Genomic DNA, 22,875 nt, shown 5'->3' on the forward strand with positions numbered 1-22,875 from the left:
CTTCCATGCTGAACCTCGCCGAATACCGCAACCGGCCCCACAGTCTTGCCGACTTCCTGCCCTGGGCCGCTTTGGTCGAGAAGGGCGTCGTCCTCAACAAGGACGGCGCGTTCCAGCGCACGGCGCGCTTCCGCGGGCCGGATCTCGACAGCGCGACGCCTGCCGAACTGGTCGGCGTAACGGCCCGACTCAACAACGCGCTCCGCCGTCTCGGCTCAGGTTGGGCGATCTTCGTCGAGGCCCAGCGCATCGCCGCCCAGACTTATCCGCACAATACTTTTCCTGACGCCGCATCAGCGCTGGTCGATTTGGAGCGGCGGGACGCTTTCGAGGAGGCGGGCGCGCATTTCGAGAGCCGCTATTTCCTGACCTTCGTCTGGCTCCCGCCGGCTGAGGACGCCTCGCGGATCGAAGGCTGGCTCTATGAGGGCCGCGCGCAGAGCGGCGTCGATCCCCACGAGCTGCTGCGTGGTTTTGTTGATCGGACCAACCGCGTCCTGCAACTTGTCGAAGGGTTCATGCCTGAGGTGGCGTGGCTCGATGATGGCGAGACGCTGACCTACCTGCATTCGACGATCTCGACCCGGCAACAGCGCGTGCGCGTCCCCGAGACGCCGATGCATCTCGACGCGCTGCTCGCGGACGAACCGCTTGCCGGTGGCCTCGAGCCGCGGCTCGGCAACCATCATCTTCGTACACTCACGGTGGTCGGCTTTCCGACCGCGACCTATCCCGGAATCCTCGACGAGCTGAACCGGCTTGCCTTTCCTTACCGCTGGTCGACCCGCGCGATCCTCCTCGACAAGACCGAGGCGGTGAAACTCTTGACCAAGATCCGCCGGCAGTGGTTCGCCAAGCGCAAGTCGATTGCAGCCATCGTCAAGGAGGTGATGACCAACGAGGCCTCGACACTGGTCGATAGCGATGCGGCGAATAAGGCCACTGACGCCGATCTCGCCTTGCAGGAACTGGGCACCGACGACGTCGGTCAAGCCTACATCACCGCGACCGTCACCGTCTGGGACGAGGACCCCGGTCTCGCCACTGAGAAGCTTCGCCTCGTCGAGAAGGTGATCCAGGGGCGCGACTTCACCTGCATGCCGGAAGGGGTGAACGCGCTCGAAGCCTGGCTCGGCTCTCTGCCGGGTCACGCCTACGCCAACGTTCGCCAACCGCCGCTCTCGACACTGAACCTCGCTCACCTGATTCCGCTTTCAGCGGTCTGGGCCGGGTCAGATCGGGATGAGCATTTCCGCAGCTCCCCGCTCTTCTTCGGTAAGACCGAAGGCTCGACGCCGTTCCGGTTTTCGCTGCATGTCGGCGACGTCGGCCACACCCTGATCGTCGGCCCGACCGGCGCCGGCAAATCCGTGCTGCTGGCGCTGATGGCGATCCAGTTCCGGCGCTACCGGAAAAGCCAGATCTTCGCCTTCGATTTTGGTGGCTCGATCCGCACGGCGGCCCTTGCCATGGGCGGCGACTGGCACGACCTCGGCGGAAGTCTGTCCAACAGCGCCGAAGATTCAGTCTCCCTTCAACCCCTCGCACGTATCGGCGATGCGGCCGAGCGCGCCTGGGCGGCCGAATGGGTGACGGCAATCCTCGCCAAGGAGGGCGTCACCATCGATCCGACCGTGAAGGAGCACGTCTGGTCGGCATTGACGTCACTGGCGTCCTCACCGGCCGAGGAACGCACGATCACCGGTTTGACGGTTCTGTTGCAATCGACCGCACTCAAGCAGGCGCTGCAACCTTATTGCGTCGGCGGCTCCTCCGGCCGTTTGCTCGACGCGGAGGCCGAGCAGCTCGGCTTTGCGTCGGTGCAGGCGTTCGAGACCGAGGGCTTGATCGGCGCAGGCGCGGCGCCTGCCGTCCTCACCTACCTCTTCCATCGCATCGAGGGCCGGCTCGACGGCCGGCCGACCCTCCTCATCATCGACGAGGGGTGGCTCGTCCTCGACGATCCAGCCTTCGCGCAACAGCTCAGGGAATGGTTGAAGACCCTGCGGAAGAAGAACGCTTCCGTCGTCTTCGCCACTCAATCGCTTTCCGACATCGATGGCAGCAACATCGCGCCAGCGATCGTCGAGAGCTGCCCGACGCGGATATTCCTGCCGAACGAGCGCGCGATCGAACCGCAGATCACCGCCATCTACCAGCGGTTCGGCTTGAACGACCGCCAGATCGAGATCATCGCGCGGGCGACGCCGAAGCGCGACTACTATTGCCAGTCTCGTCGCGGCAATCGGCTGTTCGAGCTCGGCCTTGGGCCAGTTGCGCTCGCCTTCTGCGCCGCCTCCTCCAAGACCGACCATGCCGCAATCGAACGGCTGCTTGCCGAGCACGGCCGTGACGACTTCACGGCCGCCTGGCTCGCCGATCACGAACTGCTGTGGGCCGCCGATCTCATCCCTGACCTGACAAACCTGGAGGTGCAATCATGACCGCTCTCGAAGTGCGGCGCGCTGGCTTGGCCGCTGCGACGGCTCTCTCGCTCGCCTTTTCGATCTCGCCGCTTTCGACGACCTCGGTCCTTGCGCAGTGGATCGTCTACGACCCCACCAACTTCAGCCAGAACGTGCTGACCGCGGCGCGCGAGCTGCAGCAGATCAACAATCAGATCCAGATGCTGACCAATCAGGCCCAAAGCCTGGTGAATCAGGGAAAGAACCTCGCCAACCTGCCGTTGTCGACGCTGACCCAGCTTCAGTCATCGATTGCCAAGACCCAGTCACTGCTGAGCCAGGCCCAGAACATCGCCTTCAACGTCGAGCGCGTCCAGACGATGTATTCCAGCACCTACGGCACGGCGGCGGCGACGGGCTCCAATGCAACAATGTTTGCCGCGGCTCAAAGTCGTTGGCAGAACTCGGTGGGCGCTTTCGAAGACTCGCTGAAGGTGCAGGCCGGCGTCGTCGGCAATATCTCGACCAACTCCAGCGCAATGAGTACGCTGGTTACCGCCAGTCAGTCGGCAAGTGGCGCTTTGCAAGCCGCTCAAGCCGGCAACCAACTCCTCGCGCTGCAATCCCAGCAGCTATCCGATCTCGTCGCGGTGCTCGCCGCGAAGGGACGGGCGGATGCGCTGGAGCAGGCGCGCGTAACGGCGACCGAGTCGCAGGGCCAGCAGCAATACAAAATCTTCTCGACACGCAGCGGCTATCAGCCGGGCAACGTCACCATGTTCAGCGGCAACTGAGGCACCGATCATGGAGCGCTCGGATATCTTTCGCGCAGGCGCGATGATCGTCGTGTTCGTGATTTTCCTCGCCGCGCTGCACGTCATCCATCGGCGTCCAGCCGAGCGGCCGGTATCCGACGCCCCCTCTGTCTCCGCTCCCGATGACCTCTCGGCCGAGCTGCTCCGCTGCGCCGAGCTTGGACCCCAGGATGCCGAAGATCCGCACTGCCAGGCGGTTTGGAAGGAGAACCGCGCGCGCTTCTTCGGCAGGCCGGCGCGGCCACGTCTGCCGCAAGCCGCGCCGGCCACTCAGCCGATGACGGCTGTTCCAAAGGGAGAGAAGCCGTGAACAACGTCGGCGTCATCGACACCTTTCTCAATACTTTCACGACCTACATTGATTCGGGTTTCGGCCTGATCAAGGGCGAGGTCACGTATTTGTCGTCGACGTTGATCGTCATCGACATCACGCTCGCGGGCCTGTTCTGGGCTTGGGGCGCAGACGAAGACATTCTCCAGCGACTGGTGAAGAAGACCCTCTACATCGGCTTCTTTGCCTTCATCATCACTAACTTCACCAAGCTCTCAGGCATCATCTTCAACAGCTTCGCAGGCCTCGGCCTGAAGGCCGGCGGCTCGTCGATCTCGACGGCGGACTTCCTGCGGCCCGGCCGGCTTGCGCAGGTCGGCCTCGACGCCGGGCAGCCGTTGCTCGACTCCGCAAGCCAAATGATGGGCTTCACCAGCTTCTTTTCCAACTTTGTACAAATTGCCGTGCTGATGGTGTCCTGGCTGCTGGTGCTGATCGCCTTCTTCATTCTGGCGGTGCAGCTCTTCGTCACGCTGATCGAGTTCAAGCTGACGACGCTCGCCGGCTTCATCCTCATTCCGTTCGCGCTCTTCAACAAGACCGCCTTTCTCGCGGAGAAGGTGCTGGGCAATGTCGTTGCCTCCGGCGTGAAGGTCATGGTGCTCGCCGTCATCGTCGGCATCGGCACCGGGCTCTTTTCGCAGTTCACCACCGCCTATGCCGGCGGCCAGCCGACGATCGAGCAGGCGCTCTCTGTCGTGCTCGCGGCGCTCGCTATGCTGGGCCTCGGCATCTTCGGGCCCGGCATCGCGACCGGGCTTGTTTCCGGCGCGCCGCAGCTTGGTGCGGGCGCTACCGTCGGCACGGGTCTGGCTGTTGCCGGTACAGCGATGGTCGGCGGCGCGGCGCTCGGTTTGGCCGGAAGGGGAGCGATGGCAGCCAGCTCTGGTGCTGCGGCTGCCGCGCGCGGCGGTGCGGCGATGGCGGGCGGCATGTCCTCCGCCTACAGCCTCGCATCAGCCGGTCGGTCCGGCGCCGGCGGCGTCGCGTCCGGTCTCGGCGGTGCAGGCCGTGCGGCGGCTAGTCACGCGGCAGCTCCCGTCAGACGCGCCGCTGCGCAAGCGGCAGGGACAATGACGGAGAGCTTCACTTCTGGCGCCCGTGCCGGCGTCGCCAACACGGGTGGCTCCTCGACGATGGGGACCATTCGGAGCGGCGCGGCCGCAAACGATGGAGCCGCATCTCAAGTGCCGAGCGAGAGCGGTCCGCCCGCCTGGGCCCAACGCGTCAAGCGCAATCAGACCGTCATTCACGGCGCTCAGACCACCGCGCAAGCCCTCAAATCCGGCGACAGCCATGGCGGCGGCCACTCCGTCGACCTCTCGGGAGGAGAATAACGAATGTCAGTCTTCCGGCGATCGTCGGTTCGTTACGGCCGCACGCCCGAACCAGAAACCCCCTACCAGCGCGCAGCGCAAGTTTGGGATGAGCGCATTGGATCCGCCCGGGTGCAGGCCAGGAACTGGCGGCTGATGGCCTTCGGTTCGCTGATGCTGTCCTGCGGCCTTGCCGGTGGACTCGTCTGGCAATCCACGCACGGCACTGTCGTTCCCTGGGTGGTGCAGGTCGACAAGCTCGGCGAAGCGCAAGTCATGGCGCCCGCTACCGCCGACTACAGGCCGAACGACCCACAGATCGCCTGGTATCTCGCCCACTTCATTCAGATCGTTCGCTCGCTTCCGGCCGACCCGATCATCGTGCGGCACAACTGGCTGCAGGCCTATGATTTCACAACCACGGCGGGCGCGGCGGCGCTGAACGACTACGCCCGCGCCAACGACCCCTTCGCCAATCTCGGCAAGCAGCAGGTCGCGATCGACGTCTCCAGCGTCATCCGCGCCTCGCCCGACAGTTTTCGCGTGGCCTGGGTTGAGCACCGCTTTCAGGACGGGGCGCTCGCCGGCACCACGCGTTGGACCGCGATCCTCACCATCGCGATTCAGCCGCCCACCGACGCCGATCGGCTGCGCAAGAATCCACTCGGCATCTACGTCAACGCCATCAACTGGTCAAAGGAGCTGGGACAATGACCCCGCCGATTTTCGCAAAAGCCGGCGGTCCGGCTTCGCGTTTTTCCATCGTTCATCAAAACCGGAAGGACGGCGATACGTCTTTCCGTAAATCCGCTTTGACGGCTTTGCTGATATCCGTCTCAGCCCTTGGCGGCTGCGCGCACAATTTCATCCCACCCGACATCAGCTACGACACTGCGGAGCCTGCGACGCTCACCGTCGACCCGGCGCCGCCCGTCAAAATCGTGGAGTTGCCCCAGCCGCTGCCACTGCCCGGGCAGTTGAAGCCGCTCGCCGCCGGCAAACGCGTCCCGGAAGCCGCCGATCCAAAGGTTCGCGTCAAACAGGCCAACGCCGCGGCACGGGTGCAGCCGGTCCGCAATGGTTTCATCAACGCAGTACAGGTCTATCCGTTCTCCGGCGGAGCCCTCTACCAGGTCTACACGGCGCCCGGCCAGATCACAGATGTCGCCCTCCAGGAGGGTGAGCAACTCGTCGGCTCCGGTCCGGTTGCCGCCGGTGACACTGTGCGCTGGATCATCGGCGATACCGAGAGCGGCGCGGGCGCGACCAAGAAGATTCATATCCTCGTCAAGCCGACGCGGCCGGATTTGGTCACCAATCTCGTGATCAACACCGATCGGCGGACCTATCTCCTCGAGCTGTGCTCGACGGAAAAGACCTATATGGCCTCGGTCTCCTGGCAGTATCCCGAGGACCAGCTGATTGCGCTTCGGCGGCAGAATGCGGCCGCTGAAACTGCGGCGCCAATTGCGGCTGGCGTCGATCTCGCCTCGATCAACTTCCGCTACTCTATTGAGGGCGACGACCCGGCCTGGCGTCCGCTGCGCGCCTTTGATGACGGCAACAAGGTCTACATCGAGTTCCCAAGCGGTATCGCCCAGGGTGAAATGCCGCCGCTGTTCGTGATAGGTCCAGCCGGCGGCTCCGAACTGGTGAACTACCGAGCAAACCGTAACTACTACATCGTCGACCGCTTGTTCGCCGCCGCCGAATTGCGTCTTGGCGACAAGGATAGTGAGCGGCGCGTGCGCATCGTCCGCACCGACGGAAGGCCGCGCGCATGGCGATAGACAGCGAAGACGAACGTCAGGGCGACATTCCGCCCGTCGCGCCGCCGGACCTGCGGCTCCGAGGCGAGCGGCCCCGTGTCACACGGCTCTCGCGCAAGGTCCTTGTCGGCCTCGGCGCGCTGTCTGCCCTCGCGGTCGCGGGCGCGCTCGGCTACGCGCTCCAGACCGGCAACAAGGCGCAGAGCGGCCAAGAACTGCTCAGCACCCAGAACCGGCCTTCGGCCGAGGGTCTGGCCGGGTTGCCGAAAGACTATACCGGCCTGCCGCGTCAAGCACCGCCGCTCGGGCCGCCGCTGCCCGGCGATCTCGGCAAGCCGATCCTCAACACCGGCGCTGCACCGAACACGATGGCGGCGACGTCAGATCCCGAGACGCAGCGCAGGGGCCAGGAAATCGAGGCGGCGCGGGTCAGCCGCCTCTTTGCCCAAACTGCTCAGCAACCGCAGAGCGTCGGCCAACTCATCCCGAATGCCTCCGCTGGCGCCACGGCCACTCCGGCCGCGACACCGCCCGTCGATGCCGGATCTGCCCAGAACATGCAGGACCGCAAGACGGCCTTCCTCACTGCTCCGACAGACAAGCGCACGGTCAGTCCGGAACGGCTCGAAGCCAAGGCCTCACCTTACGTCGTGCAGGCGGGCACCGTGATTCCGGCTGCGCTCATCACGGGCATTCGTTCCGATCTGCCCGGCCAAGTCACCGCACAGGTGACCGAGGCGGTCTGGGACAGTCCGTCTGGCAAATATCTTCTGATCCCGCAGGGTGCCAAACTGATAGGTCAGTACGATAGCTCCGTCGCGTTCGGCCAGTCCCGCATCCTCCTGGTCTGGACCCGCATCATCATGCCGGATGGCAACTCGATCGTGCTAGAGCGCCAGCCCGGCGCCGACACCGGTGGTTATGCCGGTCTCGAGGATGAGGTCGACAACCACTGGGGCATGCTGTTCAAGGCTGCCGTCCTCTCGACCATGCTCAGCGTCGGAGGCGAGGCGGGCACGAGCCAGAATGAGAACAACCTCGTTCAAGCGATCCGTAGCGGCGCGTCCAACAGCATCAGCCAGACCGGCCAGCAGATCGTGCAGCGCCAGCTCAACATCCAGCCGACGCTGACCATCCGGCCAGGTTTCCCGGTGCGGGTCATCGTTACGCGGGATTTGGTGTTGGCTCCCTACCGCCAGGAGGCAAGCCGATGAGCAAGCTGAAGCTCGGAACCATCCTCGACGATAAGCCGGTGAAGATCGCCGTCGAGTTGCCGGCTGCCGTCCATCGCAATCTCCTCGCCTATGCCGAGGCGATCGCGCGCGAGAGCGGACAGCCGGCACCCGATCCCGCCAAGCTCATCGCTCCGATGATCCAAAGATTCATGGCAACAGACAAGGGGTTTTCAAAGGTGAAACGCGCGGCAACAAATTGATAAGGGGACGATCGTTCAGCGTTGCCTTGCAGAAACGGCCGGGACGAAAGCCCATCAAGTCAAATCCGGTCATAGACCAGCATTTTGCTCACGTAGACGCGTTCAGGTGAACAGGAAGTCAGATGCCATATATCGATGCCACGGGTGTGAAGCTTTATTTTGAGGAAGCCGGGGAAGGTCATCCGATCATTTTCCTGCACGAGTTCGGCTCAGATAGCCGCGGATGGAAAACCCAGGTTCGCTACTTTTCTCGTGCCTATCGCTGCATCACTTTCAACGCTCGCGGATATGCCCCCAGCGACGTTCCTGACGATCCGACGCTATATGGCTGGGAGCTCGCTGTGAACGACATCGCCGCCGTCATGCGTGGCCTCGCTGTCGAACACGCACACCTGGTCGGATTGAGCATGTGCGGATATGCCGCCTTGCAGTTCGGATTACGCTATCCGAAGAGAGCCAGCGCGATTGTCGCGGCCGGTGTGGGATCCGGATCGGCTCCTTCCCAGCAGGACGCCTGGTCGAGAGAAACCTCCATTCTCGCGCGGGCTTTCATCGAGCGCGGGATGGACGCGATGGCCCGGAGAATGGCGCATGGTCAGACTCGTATTCAACTCAAATACAAGGACACACGGAGCTGGGAAGAGTTCCAGGAACGCCTGCGTCACCACTCACCGCTAGGTATGTCGAATACGATGGCGCGCTGTCAGGGGGTGCGACCGCCATTGCATGATCTGGCCGATCAGTTCTCAACGATGCGAACACCGGTATTGCTGGCCCTGGGCGATGAAGACGCGCCCTGCCTTGAGACTAACCTGATGCTGAAAGCAGTGCTTCCCAACGCCGGTCTTTGGATCTGTCCCAACACCGGCCACACCATCAATCTGGAAGAGCCGACAGCATTCAATGCTCAGCTCGACAGCTTTCTAGCCGCCGTCGAGCGTGGGAGCTGGCGCCGCGGGCATCCGGAAATTGAGGCTGAATCCGATCTGAAACTTGAGATGACGTGCGATACACGCACGAAGGCAGTGGCCCGTTACTGCAACACTCCAGGCGCTTCACAGTGAGTCCTCTCATGAAATCCCGGACCGGCGTTCATCTCAGCGAATCCATGTCAACGCGGTTGACCGCCGCGGCTACACGCACGGGAGTCACAAAGTCAGAACTTATTGAAGCCGCGCTCGATAGCTTTCTCGAATCCGATAACGCTGCTGAACATTTCGCGATCGTGGCAGGCCGCCTCACTGAGTTGAACGATCAGATCGGGCGTCTCGGTGCCGATCTCAAGATGGTGAATGAGGCCGTCGCCCTTCACGCGCGCTTTCACTTGGCTGTTACGCCCTCGTTATCGGCGGCAGAGCAGCATATGGCGACTGTGGTGGGCTCAGAACGCTTCGATGAGTTCGCTGCGCAAGTAGGACGTCGTGTTGAGCGGGGGACATCCCTCCTCCGGGAGACGATGAACCGGCGCCTCGTGACGAATAAGAACCGCTGGGCGAGCCACCTTGCGGCAAGCGCGGATCGCCGCACGAATTGCAGGTCTTCAGAACCAGACCGTCGTCTGTCCGACACGGTTGATGGCGGGTCAGAGCCGAATGCTGCCGTGCGGGAGGGCGGCAGCATTCGAACCTTTCCAGACCGGACCAACATCCCGCTACAGCGAGAGATCTAACGGCGCTGAAACCACGCCTTATTCGCGGCCGCCTAGCCCAAGCCGCACCTACGTGCCGCGACGATCAGTTGCAGACGTGATGGGTGTCTCCGCACTTGTCATGCGGGTGTTTCTACCTTTTGCTGTCGGTTATTACCTCTCGTACCTCTTCAGGACAATCAACGCTTTGATCGCCGCTCCCCTGACATCGGAATTGGGGCTCGACGCTGGTGATCTTGGCTTGCTGACTTCGGTCTATTTTCTCACCTTCGCGGTAGCGCAGATACCCGTCGGCATCCTTCTGGATCGATATGGTCCGCGGCTGATCCAGAGCGTGCTGCTGGTTGCTGCTGCGGTCGGCGCCGCATTGTTTGCTACGTCAGACAATTTGCTCATGCTGCTTCTAGGCCGGGCGCTACTCGGTCTCGGCGTCGCCGCGAGCCTGACCGCCGGATTGAAAGCCCTCGTTCTCTGGTTTCCGAAGGACCGTCTTCCGTTTCTCAACGGCCTGATGGTCATGCTCGGTGCATTGGGAGCAGTCACCACGACCTCGCCGGCGCAGTGGTTGCTGGCTTGGGTTGGGTGGAGGACGCTCTTCGCATTGTTAGCTGTCTTCACGGCCGGCTGTTCGGCGATGATCTATCTCGATGATCTATCTCTTGGTGCCGGAGAGTGCATCGGCAACGCCGGTCCTGCGTGGAACAGCCGTGGCCAGCTTGAAGAAGATTTATACCGATCCGCATTTCTGGCGTCTGGCGCCGCTATCAGCGACTTCCGTCGGCACCGCCTGGGCGCTGCAGGGACTTTGGGCAGCGCAGTGGTTCACTGACGTCGAGGGACTTGATCGCGCTGCTTTGGTGCAACATTTGCTTGTCATGACCGTCGCGGTAGCCTGGGTGCGCTCCTGCTAGGCGTTCTGGCTGATCGGCTGCGTCGCTATGGCATTGGAACAGAGGCGCTCCTCGCGGTCGTCGGCCTTATGTTCATTGCCGTGCAATTCGCGATTATCCTGCGATGGCCGTTGTCATCATACGTCCTGTGGGCCGCTGTGGCCGCCGTCGGCGCAGCTACGGTGCTTAGCTATGCGATCCTGGCTAGTTATTTCCCGAAAGAGCTTGCCGGACGGGCCAATGCTGCGCTGAACGTGTTCCATATCGGTGGAGCGTTTGTCCTGCAATATGCCACTGGCGTCGTCCTTGAACATTGGACGCCTCAGGCGGGGCATTATCCGGAGATCGCGTACCAGATAGCCTTTTTCCTCAATCTTGTCCTTCAGATCATCGCATGGGTCTGGTTCGCTTTCCCGTGGGTGCTTCGGCCGTCGACGAGCGCTAGGTTCAGCGATTAGGGGCGCGAGTCGGCGGCAGCCAAGGTTCAGCCTGCCGGGACTGTGAGCGATCACAGCAAGCACCGGCGAATGTTCGACACCGCGACGCACCTCGTCCAGGAAATGCCGCCCCCCAGGGGTGATCGTGACACCCCGATGCCGATGCTCGAACAGATGCTGCAGTCTTCAGGGATCTCAAAGCTATGCCGATTCTGACGCGTAGCGGCGGCGCGACGACGCCGACCAAGGCTGCCAAGTTGATCGCCAATGGTTGGGCGCTTTATCGCAACCGACCGCGCCTTTGCGAAGGCCCGACGAAATGCTGTTCAGCTCGCATCTGGGGCAGCGGAAATATCAGGATAGCGCTCCCGAAGCAGGTCGAGCAACGGACGCAGCGATGGATTAGCGTTGTCCTGCCGCCAATAAGCGCGCAAGCTCAGCCGCGTCGGCCCCTCGGCATCATGCACCTCGCGGAAGGTGACACCCGGATAGACTGCGCCCGTCGCACTTTCCAATACCAGTAGAATGCCCCAGTCCACGCCGACCAAGGAGAGAAGACGGTCGAGCACCACATCATGGCGAACCAGCGGGCAAGGATCGGAAGACCCCAATTTGCTGTCAAGGAGCTTCAGGAATTCCGGTCCCGGGCCTCGCTGCGACATCAAAAGCGATTCGTGCCTCAGTTCGCCCCAGTGAATTACGTCACGACCTGTCAGCGGATGGTTCGCGGGGAGGGCGGCAACGACACGCTCGCTCCAGAGCAACAATGACCTGTCGCTCCACCTTGGACTGAGGCCGGCCACAAAGGCGACGTCAATCGCGGAGCTGGCGAGATCCGAAATCAGATGGTCGCTCGCTCCGTCAACCAGTTGTCTGTCGACATCGGGGAAGCGGTGCCGGTGCTCGATGAGAGTGGCCCGGAGATTGCCGGCTGACAGGGAAGTGTGGATGCCGATGGTCAATCGGCCGCTCTCACCACGCGAGCGGTTCTTGCCACGAACCGTGATTGCTTCCGTCTCATCAACGAAACGCCGGGCAGCTTCGAGGAATTCCTGCCCTTCAACGGTAGGTCGTGTGCCGCCATTGGTACGCTTAAACAGAGTGACGCCCAACCTGTATTCGAGATTGCGCAGGCCGCGACTAAGAGTGGGTTGCTTGATTCTGAGCGCCTCTGCCGCTTGGCGGAGGCTTCGGTGCTTGGACGCGACGATCGCCCAGCGCAGGTCTCGAAATTCCACAGGCACGGTCGAAACCCTAGGGTAAGTTGCCGGTGACCAATTGACCAATTTTTGTCTTGAATGGCGCACGCCATTTGCTTGCGCTGCTTCTGGATCTTCCAATTTGGCAAGCGCAAAAATGGGCGAGGCTGGAGCCAAAAAAGTTTGGCAAGTTTGCCTTTCATTTGCTTGCGCTGCTTCAACCCGCCAATTCGGCCTCGAAAGGGCCATCAAAAGACATCCGCCCTCCGGGCCGGTTAAGACCCTGCCGCCATTTGCTCGGTACCTAGGCTCGCTGGAGGCACGAGAAGCGCAAGCTCTTCTAACTTCATGTTTCGGGTAAACTGCTATGATTCCAAATGACAGTGAACCAATCGCCAACCCAACCCGATCATGAAAAAGCCTCCCGAACGACCCGAGAAGCAGTCTTTTCGATTGAAATGGGTAGAACGGGGAAAATCCGTTTTTGTGACCGAGCGTGTGATCCTACACGAGGTAATTTTGCGACAGGGCAACAGAAACCGACTGAGCTTCAGGTCAGCTTGGTTGTCCGCCTAAATGCTGTCCGCCAACGGCGCGCAACTGAGGATCGAAGTCGACAGGTTTTTGACGACAGTTCAGGCGGCCTGAGCGAACTAGAAGTATAACTGAATCATCGGGATGAAAGCCTCCCACCTATCCAAGTTAAGGCCTAGCTGCCCGCCTTGCCTTTCTTCTAATCCGCAATTCCTTTTCTGCTACCGATTTTCGGGGTAACTCAATCTTACCCAACTTCAGCGTGAAAGGGCGCTTGAGACCAAAAAATGGCGATTAGCCTTTCAGTACTACGGCCCCTGGAAGAGGAGGGGCGCGCGGATTACGGGTCGAAGAGCCCAGGAGGGATTAATGCCAAGGACGCACGCCGTTTTTCGCGGCTATTCGATGAATCTTGCCCGAAACGCTCTCATCTGCTCCACCCTTCTGGCGCGAACGGTTGGATACAGCGACTGGGGCGGTGTCATCCCCGCTAGGGATTGTCCCGGAAGCATGACGCTGGCAGCAATTACAAGCGCGCCAGAACCATAGACGAGATAGTTGTTGGAGGAGTTTGAACTGAGCGTGGTCGTGCCTGAAGAAACAAGATTGGTTGTCACGGCTTGCTCCAAATAGATTACGGAAACTTGGACGAGCTTAATTAGTCAAATTCGGTATCGGTCCTCGCCTGCCGGATCGGCCCAGCAAGGCCACCTTGGATCCTCTGATTGTATTCCCCAACCGCGGCATGCGTGCGCAGCACGCTGTTCACCATCTCGAACATGTCGTGCATGCGCTGCTCGGAGACCGGGCTCTCGACCACGACGACGAGCTCGGGCTTGTTCGAGGACGCGCGCACCAGGCCCCAGCTGCCGTCCTCGACCGTGACGCGTCCGCCGTTGACGGTGACGAGATCGCGGATCGCCTGGCCGCCGATCCTGGCGCCCTTGGCCTGCAAGCCTTCAAAATGCTTCACCACCTGGTCGATGACGCCGTACTTGGTCTCGTCGGCGCAATGCGGCGACATGGTCGGCGACGACCAGGTTTTCGGCAGCGCGTTCTTCAAATCGGCCATCGACTTGCCCGGCGCGCGGTCGAGCATGTCGCAGATCGCGAGCGCCGACACCAGGCCGTCGTCATAGCCGCGCCCATACGGCTTGTTGAAGAAGAAGTGGCCGGACTTCTCGAAGCCCGCGAGCGCACCCGTCTCGTGGGTGCGGCGCTTCATGTAGGAATGGCCGGTCTTCCAATAAGCGACCTTGGCGCCCTGCTTCTGCAGCACGGGATCGGTGACGAACAGGCCGGTCGACTTCACGTCGACGATGAACTGCGCGTCCTTGTGGATCGCCGACATGTCGCGGGCGAGCATCACGCCGACCTTGTCGGCGAAGATTTCCTCGCCGGTGTTGTCGACGACGCCGCAGCGATCGCCGTCACCGTCGAAGCCGAGACCGACATCGGCCTTGTGATGCAGCACCGCATCGCGGATCGCGTGCAGCATCTCCATGTCTTCCGGATTCGGATTGTATTTCGGGAAGGTGTGGTCGAGCTCGGTGTCGAGCGGGATCACCTCGCAGCCGATCGCCTCCAGCACCTGCGGCGCGAACGCGCCGGCCGTGCCATTGCCGCGGGCCGCGACGACCTTGAGCTTGCGGGTCAGCTTCGGACGGCTGGTGAGGTCGGCGATGTAGCGCGCCGGATAGTTCTCGTGGAACTGGTAGGAGCCGCCGGCCTTGTTCTTGAATTCGGCGTTGAGCACGATTTCCTTCAGCCGCGTCATCTCGTCGGGGACGAAGGTCAGCGGGCGGTTGGCGCCCATCTTCACGCCGGTCCAGCCATTGTCGTTGTGCGAGGCCGTGACCATGGCGCAGCAGGGCACGTCGAGGTCGAACTGCGCGAAATAGGCCATCGGCGTCACCGCGAGCCCGATGTCGTGCACCTTGCAGCCCGCAGCCATCAGGCCGGAAATCAGCGCATATTTGATCGAGGCCGAATAGCCGCGGAAATCATGGCCGGTGACGATCTCCTGCTTGACGCCGAGCTCCGCAATCAGCGCGCCCAGCCCCATGCCGAGCGCCTGGATCCCCATCAGGTTGATTTCCTTCTGGAACAACCAGCGCGCGTCGTATTCGCGAAAACCCGTGGCCTTCACCATCGGCTCGGATTCGAAGGCATAGGTGTTGGGCAACAAGACGGATTTCGGCTTGGGGAACATTGAGACAATCTCAGAAATGCGAGGAATTGACCGCCGCCATAGCGAATGCCCAGGCCGAGGTATCGCGGGCATCACACAATGGACAAGGTAGGCTTGTTGGCTAAGTCTTGGTCAGCTTTCCGTCATCGAAAACCAGGAAACGTTGACCTGCACAGCGAGAAGAATGCAGCCGGCCGGCCAGTTTGGATGGGCGGGGTTATAGAAGCCGGGACAATAGCGAGACTAGCTCAGCTTGCCGCCTGGTCCCGGTTCGCAAAAAGACAGCTTTCAGATGGTTTCGCGCTGTCCCCGACGAAATGTTCATATAAAATGCAATTTCTTCCAGCGACTTTCCCTCCACCAGCAGCGATGCGAGACGAGCCTGCGCGGGAGTCAATCCAAAGATCTCCATGACAGAGCTCTGCGAGACGCGAGGTATTTCATTCAGATCAGTCAGGATCAGAAGGGCGCCCATGTCCGGGAGGAGGGGATCGCCTGCACTTTCCCAGTCCTGAACGATGGCATCAATGACAATCGGCCGGCGCTGACTCCGGGTGACAACTGTTTGCAAGGTGCTACGGCCCGGTTTGCCAGACAAAAAGCGGACCTGAGTGATCAGTCGGTCCAGCCTCAGTCGTGACTGAGCATCCGCTGCAAACAGACGCCGTCCCTTCACCGATAGATCGTCATCGAAAAGCTTCGACGCGTTGTCGTTGACAGCCGCCACGAAGCCATTCTGATCGATCAAAATCGCAGGCCGGCCCAATAGATCAAGCGTACCAATCATACTGGGCCGTTCCCCACGAGCGATGCGCAATTCACTCGGGCAAAACAAAGCTCCTTTCGGACCTGCCCCCGTTCTCTCGTCACCCTCAAGCATAGCAACAGTTCAAAAAATGGTTCGCATAACTAATGCTGAAAACGCCATCGTCCCATGTCTCAACTTATAGCTGCGTGCGTCAAAGTGGACAGTCCCATTTGAGATATGTTTCGCACTAATTTCTAGAGTTTCAGACTGAGTCCGTAGGCTACGGACCTTTCGGGCGCGCGATGAATAAGCGCTCGCTGCGTTTGCCCGTTCGAATTCAGCGCTTCTTCGCCGGCATTCGAGCTGCGCGATCGATGCAAAAGTGAAAATCTAACTAGTCATAGGAAGAAGCCGCTGATCTTCGCAGTCCTGCCTGCACAAATCCGGCGAACTTTCCCATTTTTGTGCTGAATTTGATCACGGCAGGCTCTCTTGAACGCGCCTCCTGATTTTGCCTCGCGCCGCGAACCCTCTAACGCAGAGCGGGCTTCACCCTGAGTGGCTCCGGGCTCTGGTACGCCACTGCTTTCGATCTCCCTAGGAGGCGTAGATGCCTTTGGGAACTTGAAAACCAAGGGAAAAATAGCCGAGACTAGCGCGTCGAGAGCACATCGCTCCTCGGACAGACGTCTTTCGACATACTGGCGGTCAAGCCCCGCGACCTCTGTTTCAAGCAAACGGCGATAGCGGTGGATGCGGTTACGGTGGGTTCGCATGGCGGCGAGCGTTTCGCTGATCATCGGCAGAATCTCATTCGAAATCAAATCCTCTCCTCCTTAACCGCGTGCCTGCGGTGGAGCATAGCTGACTCCGCGGAGCGCTGTGATTTGATGTCCTTTCTCTAGGGACAGCCCTGAAGGGTCAATTGGGTTCGTAACGCGCCGCTTCTGTACGTAACGTACAATGAATCCAGCGGGCGCCGTCCGGACAGTGAATATGGCAAGCCAGATGTTGCGCCCTGTTCTGCCGAAAGCAAGACATTCTGAGGGGCGCGCAAAGCCCGATCGCTAGCTGAGAGCTGTTCGTTTGCCCGAGGCACTCACGGGCCCTGCTCGTCATCGTCGCCGCTAGCCGATGAAGCTGAAGCCGACCTTGCTGACCTGTACGACGAGCGCGGCGACCTCAAGCCCATAGACGCTTGGCCGGAAATTTGGCGGCAAGGCCTCGTTGCCGGTGTCGAGATCGACGCGCTATACGAAGGGGCGGGCGAGGAGCGTAGGCAAGTCGGTCACGTCAAGAAGATCAGGTTGAGTGATCGACTGCGCCGCCTGGAGCTGATCGGCAAGCATGTTCGCGTCAATGCGTTCCAGGAGCGGGTTGAGTTTAGCCTGTTGGAAGGACTGGGAGAGCGCATCGATCGCGCCAAGGCTCGCGCAGCATCTCTTCCAGCGCTTCCGGCTCCGCCGATCGTGAAGGTCGCGTCTGCTCCTCTCCCTTCGCGTGTAGAGCAGCCAGCGCCAGCCGCACCACCTGCGCCGCCGTCACCACCACCGCCGCTGCCGAAGCCGGCTTACAAGCCGATCATGCCCGCGCCTGAACCCGCAGCACCGTGGCCGTCGTTCGGCGGCTTCGCTGCGACCGACTACGATCCCACCTAGCAAAAAACGAAATGCTCCATCATGGCAACAATCGCTGCCAACATCGCCACCATCCAAGCCCAAGCCGCCGTTCTCGACACGCTAATTGGGCAATTTGCCGCCGCCAAAGCGTTGATCGACGCGGCCGAACTCGACATTCGCAGTCAGCAAGCCTAAGCGTGGACTTGCACAGGTTTCGCTGCGCTGTCTGCAATCACGCACTTACGACATTCGCAGCGCATGAAGATTCCATGCATTCCAATGGCCGGTGGCTTCAAGGCGATTTGCGCCCACCGAAGTAAGCCGCGCTGCAAGTCGTGACCGAAGGCGAGACGCCGCGGCTGCCGGAAGGTTTCAGGGTCGAGCTCGACAAGGACGGTTGGCGGCACTGATTCGCGCGAAGCGCCGATGGCCTCAATGCATCTGCCGCTCTGACTGATCTTCACTAATCCGCCAGCCGCGTAGGGCATGACCATGTCCGATGACTGGACCAAACGAGCGACGAACATCCTTCGAGAACTTCATGCTGCCGAGACGGAGCTAATCGGCAGGGGGGCTATCCTGACCGACGGTAAGGCGGGGACGGTTGATCACGTCTTCCTTGACGAGGTGCACGGGCTCCGGATCTCGATCGGTGGCCACGACGGCAAGTGGCCGATTTCGACTCTGAAGCTTCTAGACTCCGGTTTCGCCAGATAGCGCAGGCGGTGTCAGCCCGTGGCAATGACCGATCAAGGCTGGGGCGCCCGTTCGAGGATGATCCGATCGAGGTAGACGGGCGCAAGCTGGGGGGTGGCATCATGTGGGCCTTGCACCTCGGAGGGCCGACACCAGATGGCGGGCCACTGCGCAAGAAGGGCAAACCGTGCAGGGTGATCCGATGAGCCAAATAAACCAGACCGGCCGTAGGATTATCTACGTCATGATGGTGGTCGTGGTGCTGGTGGTCATCTGGCAGATTCTCACGCCGCTTTGAGAAGGCCCGCCAGATAGCTTGTCCGCCCGGTCACCGTCCGCGGTGATCACTCGGTGACCGGGCGCCCAGCGCGGTGCGCGGCAGCGAGGCGGAGCCTGGCCGAGTAAGCCAGTCACAGTTTACCTGGAGTGGCAGCCATGATGCAGAACGTTGTAGCCGGATGCGTCGCAGTGGCTTTGATTATCCTGGCCTTGATTGGCTTCGCCCAAACGCACCGTGAATGTTGGCACGGGCACGTGCTCCTAACCCATGAGCCCTGCGGATCCGTCAGCCCTTCAATATAGGAACAACCATTTTCCGCTGATCTGGGCGCGGGACCGAAGCCCCGCGCTCTCGTCGTTCACCGCCTCGGCCGGCGGGCGCAAAACCAGCTGTCGATCGCAGTGAGCGCTTTTCCACACCCACGACGCGCAGTAGCTCGCGCGCGGTCCGAGCCACCAGTAATCGATAATTTGACTGTCGCCCGCGCAGCGGTTGGATCTCGGCATGCCTCACCCTGCCCGCCGCCACACGCCCACGCACGCCGAGGGTCGGCCAATCAAGATCACCTTTGGCGAGATGCGCGAGATGGGCTTGCGCGGCGTCCTCATGTATTGCCCCTGCGGCCGTCACGTTGCGCTCGGCACCGATCGCTGGCCCGACGATGTTCGGCTGTCAGATGTCGAGCCGCGCTTCGTCTGCACCGCCTGCGCCGGGCGCGGCGCAGACGTACGACCGGATTTCAACTGGAACGCAAAAGGGCCGATCGGCGACATGGGCTATCGGTAGCCACCTTAAAAACGGCCCCGGCCATGGGGGCTTTTGAAGTGTGGAGGCCGGGGCCGTTGGAGGTGACCTTGGCGGTAATGGGGTCGCCAGGTGGTGACGAGCATAGGAAAAACCGGCAATCAGTTCTGTCCACTTGTGCCCAAAGCGGTATAGTTCCTCATCGGGAACGGAACCGGTCGCAATGAAGGACATGCAGGCTCAGTTAGAAAAGCTCCGCACGGATGCTGCCGAGTGCGCCTTGATCCGCGATCTTGCTACTGAACCCAAGAAGCGAGATGTTCACAAGGCTGGCCGAGCATCTGACAGTTCTGGCCGACGAGGTTGAACGCGCCATTGCTGCCGCGAGACCTGAGCTGAAGCGGAAGGAATGACGGAACGAGGCTGGGGTCGGCGTTTCGAGGATCCGATCACGATCGGCGATCGCATACTGGTGACGCAGCTCGACGCCGGCGAGTACATCGCCGCGTCGCCGAAGAAAGAGCACGCCGCATCGGAATGGCAAGCCGCGATGAAGGTGGAGGCCCGAGTATGTTTGCCAGCATCGGGGTCATGCGGGCATTGAACCGCCACCACGTCCCGGAGTTTAACCCGAAGGGCAAAGAGCCTCACTGGGGCCGGCGCAAGCTGAAGAGGGACCAATAAGGCGCCGCCAACTGAGGCGGCCTTACTCTCTCACAGGATGCAAGTCGGACGGCTGTACGGCGAGCCGATAAGCAATCTCCCGGGAGCCGTCGAAGACCTCTAGGACGCGCTCACAGATCAGGCACTTGTAGTGCCCGGCGTTGCCCTTGCGGGATTCAAGTTCGATCCGGCGAGATCCCGCCGAACAATCAGGGCACGTCACGTCGCCTTTCTTCATGTGACAGTTATGATGCAGGCTACCGCAGGGGTCAAAGGTTAGTGTTTGCCCGACGGAACGCAGCTGGGACCAGTACGCCCCGAATGGGAAAAGCCGCAGCGTGGTTCCAGCCCCACTGCGGCATTCCCGGAATAACAAAAAAATTAGTGCTCAAATCGCGCCGGTGTTCCTTCAGTAGAACACCCCGTTCCGAAAATGGAGTCCGGACAACTACCGGACTTCGGTTTTCTACGTATTGTCACTTGGAGGGCCGACATGGCTGGGCATGGCAATTCCAGCCCCAATGCTCCCGGTTGCCGATCCAATTGCGGATTTGAGCGCCGGGAGTGCTAGGCCCACCAGCGTGAACCGGCGCCCACCGTAAATTTCCCAAGGTCAAAAAAAAGAACCGCCGACCTTGGTAACTAAGGCCATCAGCTGAGGCTGCTTACCTCTGCTCGTTCCTCGCACGGGAAGCCAGTCTATCCAGCTGGCCAGCCAAACCCACGAAACTTCGGGCGATGTTTTTCAGGGCGGCGGCGCGATCCTTGGAAATGCCGCTCACGCCAGAAAGTCTCTTGTAGTGGTTAGCCTGCTCGCGGCACTCAGCAATGTTGATCAATGGCTCAGCCTTCCTGTTGCCCGCGCGGGACGTGGGATCGCCTTTCCCCGCTGGCTTGCCTTCTACCATGTTAGGCCCTTAAATCAGGTTCGGACACTGGGTTAGATACGGACAGCGCCGGCTCGAGTTTTGAAAAGGAACACAACGGTGGGCGTCTATGTGAACACCGCCAAGCAGGTCGGCGACGTCGATCACATCAAGTCTTCGCGACGGTGGACGCCGCGGAACGATGGTTCGAGGAGAACGACCCGGAGGGCGTCGCCTTCGAATACGATGTGATCGAGTGATGTGGAGCGGATAATCAGCGCCACATCGTTGGTGGGTTCAAGGCCTTGCGACCCGCCGCTTTCAACGCGTCGGTTGAGAGCTGTCCATGTGCCGCAGCATCGAGCAGCTTCGAAGCAACGTACGCTCTGGCGCCCGTTTCGCTTACAGGAATATTTTCGCAAACTTCGTCGAGCACCGCCCTGAGCAGCGCAGTCATTTCAGCATCAAACACGCCGAACTCCCGAAATTGAGAGGATCCTGAACGCTGCACAAGCGGAATATATTCGCTTGGCAGCGTTCGCCGCGTATTCCGGTCTGGGCTCCGAAATCCCAGCGCCTACAAAATTGGCACCTGTACGTCAAAGTAATGTGACAGCTTCCTCGGCCACATCAACGGGCGTTTGCAGGGCCTCCCCAAAGGCCCTTACCAAGGAGGATAGAGCGCGACGAACAGCCCGAGGCCGGCAAGAAGTATTGCCCACGCGACGGCCTGACGATTGCGAAGCGAGCCACGGTTCATTTGCGAGCCTTCTTACGAGACTTTCGCGTAACCGAGGCCGCAGGATTTGACCCGTCGAACACAATGACGTCGAAGAGCGTCTTCGCGTCATCGGATAGGATCCCCAACCAACATCGCTTCTAATTCGGCGGCTGTCGTTGGGACAATCCCACCATTCGGCCGAACAGGCATAGTCGACACTTCATCTCAGAAAAAACCAAATAGCCTCCCATAGGCCCGGGCGACGGGCTCGGTGCCAGGCGTCGTGCGTCGCTCGCTGTCGGGGCGTCATCGCGGCCAGGCGCTCGGCGCGCTGTTTGGCATATCTCTGTTGCTGCCGAACCTTGCGGTTGAACCGCGTCGCGCCGGCAGGTGTTGAGGCGTCCCCGTACTGTGGCAGATGCCAAGCCTTTCCGATCCGAAACGACAGATACGCATGCCCCTTGACGACGTTGCGCTCGACGTTTGGTGGCAGTTTGCGAGGCATGGCCTACCTCTCCCAACCAACATCGGCGTCAACGCCGGTCGCGTGCTCTTCCCCGTGGTGAGGCAGAGCGTCGATCGCGCTCGAGTTCGCGAACGTCCCAAGCCAGTCGTCTCGTACCCGGAATGACCCGCGGCTTGGGCATGCTTCCCGCCGTCACGAGAAGGTCAAACGTGTTCGGGCTAACCGAGGCATATGCTGCGGAGGCCTCACGATCGATTAGGCGCGGCGGCAGAGTTGGCGGCAATGCAGCTTGACGTGCCACTACCGCTTCTCCCCATCCTCCATTTCGAGAGCGACTGCCCCAACTCGGAGATCGGCTGCTTTTAATGGCGGCATTCCGCCGCTTCGCGGCGCTGACGACAGAAAGAGCATTGCGGTCATCATGCCAATGATGTGCAAACAGGTGTGTAATATGAATGGCCCTCTGGGGCTATCTAGCTGATTTTATTGTATTATTTTCTTTAAATGGCGCTCCCTAGCGGAATGTAACCACAGGTAATGATGAGATTTCCTATTATATTTCAATATGTTAAAATCTTGCCGTTTCGACGTGTATCTACGCGGTGTATCTACTTTTTGGGTCGGTAGCCGACTCGGCTACCGAAACTAACGAGTCGATGAGGGGCGGTAGAGCGCAAACCCATAACTATACAACTTGTAACAAAACTTGATTTGACTTTTCGTATTGCGGTTGAGGTCCCGTTCTGCTATGTACCACTCATGGCGACGTTGCGCGATTCGAGGGCGCGCCCGTGACTGCCTGACGGACACCTTGTCCGTCATCGGCTCATAGCCGAGGTAATGCAGCCGCTCAGCGGCAACGCTAACCGAAAATTCCCACACCCATGACCACTTTAAATGCGTCTGCGGTTACCGCTGATCGCCTTGACGCGGCCCTCGACCTCAGAGCTGGCCCCGGTTGTTTGGACAGCGCCGCGCTGGATTTAAGTGGATTCCTGCCGGGTTATGCTGAACGCGGGGCTTTACGATTTTGTCGTTGCGTCGGGAGGGCGTAGCCCGACCAGAGCGACGACAAAATCGTCGGCGACGGTCATGCGGCCAT

24 protein-coding genes and 1 pseudogene are annotated in these 22,875 nt (G+C 60.9%); 19 read left to right on the forward strand and 6 right to left on the reverse strand.

The annotated features are described in order from the left end of the window. Nucleotides 1–5: 5 nt before the first annotated feature. From trbE to I6F38_RS44310, 13 genes are all read left to right on the forward strand, one after another. Nucleotides 6–2,444, forward strand: coding sequence for a conjugal transfer protein TrbE (trbE, locus tag I6F38_RS36135; RefSeq protein ID WP_011090993.1), 2,439 nt, complete (start codon nucleotides 6–8; stop codon nucleotides 2,442–2,444). Next, a complete protein-coding gene (gene trbJ / locus I6F38_RS36140) occupies nucleotides 2,441–3,199 on the forward strand; it encodes a P-type conjugative transfer protein TrbJ (protein WP_011090992.1) in 759 nt (252 codons plus the stop codon). Before trbE ends, trbJ begins: the two co-directional genes overlap by 4 nt. Before the next feature lie 10 nt (nucleotides 3,200–3,209). After that, nucleotides 3,210–3,530: a putative entry exclusion protein TrbK-alt gene (gene trbK-alt, locus I6F38_RS36145; protein WP_011090991.1), complete on the forward strand. Its 321-nt coding sequence runs from the start codon at nucleotides 3,210–3,212 to the stop codon at nucleotides 3,528–3,530. Further along, on the forward strand, nucleotides 3,527–4,888 hold the full coding sequence (trbL, locus tag I6F38_RS36150; RefSeq protein WP_011090990.1) for a P-type conjugative transfer protein TrbL: 1,362 nt from the start codon (nucleotides 3,527–3,529) through the stop codon (nucleotides 4,886–4,888). Before trbK-alt ends, trbL begins: the two co-directional genes overlap by 4 nt. A 3-nt stretch (nucleotides 4,889–4,891) precedes the next feature. Continuing rightward, the gene (trbF, locus tag I6F38_RS36155) at nucleotides 4,892–5,581 is read left to right on the forward strand and encodes a conjugal transfer protein TrbF (protein ID WP_011090989.1); all 690 of its coding nucleotides are present in this window, start codon (nucleotides 4,892–4,894) and stop codon (nucleotides 5,579–5,581) included. Then, entirely contained in the window at nucleotides 5,578–6,657 is a 1,080-nt protein-coding gene (trbG, locus tag I6F38_RS36160) for a P-type conjugative transfer protein TrbG (protein ID WP_011090988.1), read from the forward strand. Before trbF ends, trbG begins: the two co-directional genes overlap by 4 nt. Next, nucleotides 6,648–7,850, forward strand: coding sequence for a TrbI/VirB10 family protein (locus tag I6F38_RS36165; RefSeq protein ID WP_011090987.1), 1,203 nt, complete (start codon nucleotides 6,648–6,650; stop codon nucleotides 7,848–7,850). The genes trbG and I6F38_RS36165 overlap by 10 nt, the downstream gene beginning before the upstream one ends. Continuing rightward, nucleotides 7,847–8,071 carry a DUF2274 domain-containing protein gene (locus tag I6F38_RS36170; RefSeq protein WP_011090986.1) on the forward strand — a complete coding sequence of 75 codons (225 nt, stop codon included), beginning with the start codon at nucleotides 7,847–7,849 and terminating at the stop codon, nucleotides 8,069–8,071. Before I6F38_RS36165 ends, I6F38_RS36170 begins: the two co-directional genes overlap by 4 nt. A gap of 122 nt (nucleotides 8,072–8,193) precedes the next feature. Beyond that, nucleotides 8,194–9,135 carry an alpha/beta hydrolase gene (locus I6F38_RS36175; protein WP_011090985.1) on the forward strand — a complete coding sequence of 314 codons (942 nt, stop codon included), beginning with the start codon at nucleotides 8,194–8,196 and terminating at the stop codon, nucleotides 9,133–9,135. 8 nt (nucleotides 9,136–9,143) lie between these two features. After that, complete coding sequence (locus I6F38_RS36180) at nucleotides 9,144–9,740, forward strand: ribbon-helix-helix domain-containing protein (RefSeq protein WP_161170741.1); 597 nt, start codon at nucleotides 9,144–9,146, stop codon at nucleotides 9,738–9,740. A gap of 79 nt (nucleotides 9,741–9,819) precedes the next feature. Further along, nucleotides 9,820–10,548: an MFS transporter gene (locus I6F38_RS36185; protein WP_016848072.1), complete on the forward strand. Its 729-nt coding sequence runs from the start codon at nucleotides 9,820–9,822 to the stop codon at nucleotides 10,546–10,548. A 150-nt stretch (nucleotides 10,549–10,698) separates the two neighbouring features. Further along, nucleotides 10,699–11,067 (forward strand): hypothetical protein, encoded by a 369-nt coding sequence (locus I6F38_RS36190; RefSeq protein ID WP_095424574.1) that lies wholly within the window; start codon nucleotides 10,699–10,701, stop codon nucleotides 11,065–11,067. A gap of 246 nt (nucleotides 11,068–11,313) precedes the next feature. Beyond that, entirely contained in the window at nucleotides 11,314–11,409 is a 96-nt protein-coding gene (locus I6F38_RS44310) for a hypothetical protein (protein ID WP_301309069.1), read from the forward strand. Here the strand turns inward: I6F38_RS44310 and I6F38_RS36195 are convergent. From I6F38_RS36195 to I6F38_RS36215, 5 genes are all read right to left on the reverse strand, one after another. After that, nucleotides 11,373–12,494: a LysR substrate-binding domain-containing protein gene (locus I6F38_RS36195; protein ID WP_011090981.1), complete on the reverse strand. Its 1,122-nt coding sequence runs from the start codon at nucleotides 12,492–12,494 to the stop codon at nucleotides 11,373–11,375. The genes I6F38_RS44310 and I6F38_RS36195 overlap by 37 nt on opposite strands. Nucleotides 12,495–13,177: 683 nt before the next feature. Further along, nucleotides 13,178–13,396, reverse strand: coding sequence for a hypothetical protein (locus I6F38_RS36200; protein ID WP_125459388.1), 219 nt, complete (start codon nucleotides 13,394–13,396; stop codon nucleotides 13,178–13,180). A gap of 41 nt (nucleotides 13,397–13,437) precedes the next feature. After that, entirely contained in the window at nucleotides 13,438–14,991 is a 1,554-nt protein-coding gene (locus I6F38_RS36205) for a phosphomannomutase/phosphoglucomutase (RefSeq protein WP_049801880.1), read from the reverse strand. 196 nt (nucleotides 14,992–15,187) lie between these two features. Continuing rightward, nucleotides 15,188–15,757, reverse strand: a complete 570-nt coding sequence (locus I6F38_RS36210; RefSeq protein WP_016848068.1) for a helix-turn-helix transcriptional regulator — start codon at nucleotides 15,755–15,757, stop codon at nucleotides 15,188–15,190. A gap of 359 nt (nucleotides 15,758–16,116) precedes the next feature. Beyond that, nucleotides 16,117–16,542, reverse strand: coding sequence for a hypothetical protein (locus I6F38_RS36215; RefSeq protein WP_223153798.1), 426 nt, complete (start codon nucleotides 16,540–16,542; stop codon nucleotides 16,117–16,119). 483 nt (nucleotides 16,543–17,025) lie between these two features. On the opposite strand from I6F38_RS36215, the gene I6F38_RS36220 reads away from it, so the two are divergent. From I6F38_RS36220 to I6F38_RS36240, 6 genes and pseudogenes are all read left to right on the forward strand, one after another. Next, the gene (locus I6F38_RS36220) at nucleotides 17,026–17,376 is read left to right on the forward strand and encodes a hypothetical protein (protein WP_161170744.1); all 351 of its coding nucleotides are present in this window, start codon (nucleotides 17,026–17,028) and stop codon (nucleotides 17,374–17,376) included. A 21-nt stretch (nucleotides 17,377–17,397) separates the two neighbouring features. Continuing rightward, on the forward strand, nucleotides 17,398–17,532 hold the full coding sequence (locus I6F38_RS44105; RefSeq protein ID WP_016847164.1) for a hypothetical protein: 135 nt from the start codon (nucleotides 17,398–17,400) through the stop codon (nucleotides 17,530–17,532). 291 nt (nucleotides 17,533–17,823) lie between these two features. After that, entirely contained in the window at nucleotides 17,824–18,054 is a 231-nt protein-coding gene (locus I6F38_RS36225) for a hypothetical protein (RefSeq protein ID WP_016847165.1), read from the forward strand. A 763-nt stretch (nucleotides 18,055–18,817) separates the two neighbouring features. Continuing rightward, nucleotides 18,818–19,099 carry a hypothetical protein gene (locus I6F38_RS36230; RefSeq protein WP_011090974.1) on the forward strand — a complete coding sequence of 94 codons (282 nt, stop codon included), beginning with the start codon at nucleotides 18,818–18,820 and terminating at the stop codon, nucleotides 19,097–19,099. A 181-nt stretch (nucleotides 19,100–19,280) separates the two neighbouring features. Beyond that, nucleotides 19,281–19,470: pseudogene (locus I6F38_RS36235) on the forward strand (hypothetical protein). Next, on the forward strand, nucleotides 19,467–19,661 hold the full coding sequence (locus tag I6F38_RS36240) for a hypothetical protein (protein ID WP_011090973.1): 195 nt from the start codon (nucleotides 19,467–19,469) through the stop codon (nucleotides 19,659–19,661). Before I6F38_RS36235 ends, I6F38_RS36240 begins: the two are co-directional and overlap by 4 nt. A 1,199-nt stretch (nucleotides 19,662–20,860) precedes the next feature. Here I6F38_RS36240 and I6F38_RS36245 read toward each other — a convergent pair. Then, nucleotides 20,861–21,058, reverse strand: coding sequence for a hypothetical protein (locus I6F38_RS36245; RefSeq protein ID WP_028144135.1), 198 nt, complete (start codon nucleotides 21,056–21,058; stop codon nucleotides 20,861–20,863). Nucleotides 21,059–22,875 lie beyond the last annotated feature (1,817 nt).

Source organism: Bradyrhizobium sp. BRP56 (assembly GCF_020194035.1).
Lineage (GTDB): Bacteria > Pseudomonadota > Alphaproteobacteria > Rhizobiales > Xanthobacteraceae > Bradyrhizobium > Bradyrhizobium australafricanum.

What these genes read in the sequence shown, in the direction of transcription:
- trbE (WP_011090993.1), top strand. Translation starts at nt 6, where the DNA reads ATGCTGAACCTCGCCGAATACCGCAACCGGCCCCACAGTCTTGCCGAC.
- trbJ (WP_011090992.1), top strand. Translation starts at nt 2,441, where the DNA reads ATGACCGCTCTCGAAGTGCGGCGCGCTGGCTTGGCCGCTGCGACGGCT.
- trbK-alt (WP_011090991.1), top strand. Translation starts at nt 3,210, where the DNA reads ATGGAGCGCTCGGATATCTTTCGCGCAGGCGCGATGATCGTCGTGTTC.
- trbF (WP_011090989.1), top strand. Translation starts at nt 4,892, where the DNA reads ATGTCAGTCTTCCGGCGATCGTCGGTTCGTTACGGCCGCACGCCCGAA.
- trbG (WP_011090988.1), top strand. Translation starts at nt 5,578, where the DNA reads ATGACCCCGCCGATTTTCGCAAAAGCCGGCGGTCCGGCTTCGCGTTTT.
- I6F38_RS36165 (WP_011090987.1), top strand. Translation starts at nt 6,648, where the DNA reads ATGGCGATAGACAGCGAAGACGAACGTCAGGGCGACATTCCGCCCGTC.
- I6F38_RS36170 (WP_011090986.1), top strand. Translation starts at nt 7,847, where the DNA reads ATGAGCAAGCTGAAGCTCGGAACCATCCTCGACGATAAGCCGGTGAAG.
- I6F38_RS36175 (WP_011090985.1), top strand. Translation starts at nt 8,194, where the DNA reads ATGCCATATATCGATGCCACGGGTGTGAAGCTTTATTTTGAGGAAGCC.
- I6F38_RS36180 (WP_161170741.1), top strand. Translation starts at nt 9,144, where the DNA reads ATGAAATCCCGGACCGGCGTTCATCTCAGCGAATCCATGTCAACGCGG.
- I6F38_RS36185 (WP_016848072.1), top strand. Translation starts at nt 9,820, where the DNA reads ATGGGTGTCTCCGCACTTGTCATGCGGGTGTTTCTACCTTTTGCTGTC.
- I6F38_RS36190 (WP_095424574.1), top strand. Translation starts at nt 10,699, where the DNA reads ATGTTCATTGCCGTGCAATTCGCGATTATCCTGCGATGGCCGTTGTCA.
- I6F38_RS44310 (WP_301309069.1), top strand. Translation starts at nt 11,314, where the DNA reads ATGGTTGGGCGCTTTATCGCAACCGACCGCGCCTTTGCGAAGGCCCGA.
- I6F38_RS36195 (WP_011090981.1), bottom strand. Translation starts at nt 12,494, where the DNA reads ATGGCCCTTTCGAGGCCGAATTGGCGGGTTGAAGCAGCGCAAGCAAAT.
- I6F38_RS36205 (WP_049801880.1), bottom strand. Translation starts at nt 14,991, where the DNA reads ATGTTCCCCAAGCCGAAATCCGTCTTGTTGCCCAACACCTATGCCTTC.
- I6F38_RS36210 (WP_016848068.1), bottom strand. Translation starts at nt 15,757, where the DNA reads ATGATTGGTACGCTTGATCTATTGGGCCGGCCTGCGATTTTGATCGAT.
- I6F38_RS44105 (WP_016847164.1), top strand. Translation starts at nt 17,398, where the DNA reads ATGGCAACAATCGCTGCCAACATCGCCACCATCCAAGCCCAAGCCGCC.
- I6F38_RS36225 (WP_016847165.1), top strand. Translation starts at nt 17,824, where the DNA reads ATGACCATGTCCGATGACTGGACCAAACGAGCGACGAACATCCTTCGA.
- I6F38_RS36230 (WP_011090974.1), top strand. Translation starts at nt 18,818, where the DNA reads ATGCCTCACCCTGCCCGCCGCCACACGCCCACGCACGCCGAGGGTCGG.
- I6F38_RS36240 (WP_011090973.1), top strand. Translation starts at nt 19,467, where the DNA reads ATGACGGAACGAGGCTGGGGTCGGCGTTTCGAGGATCCGATCACGATC.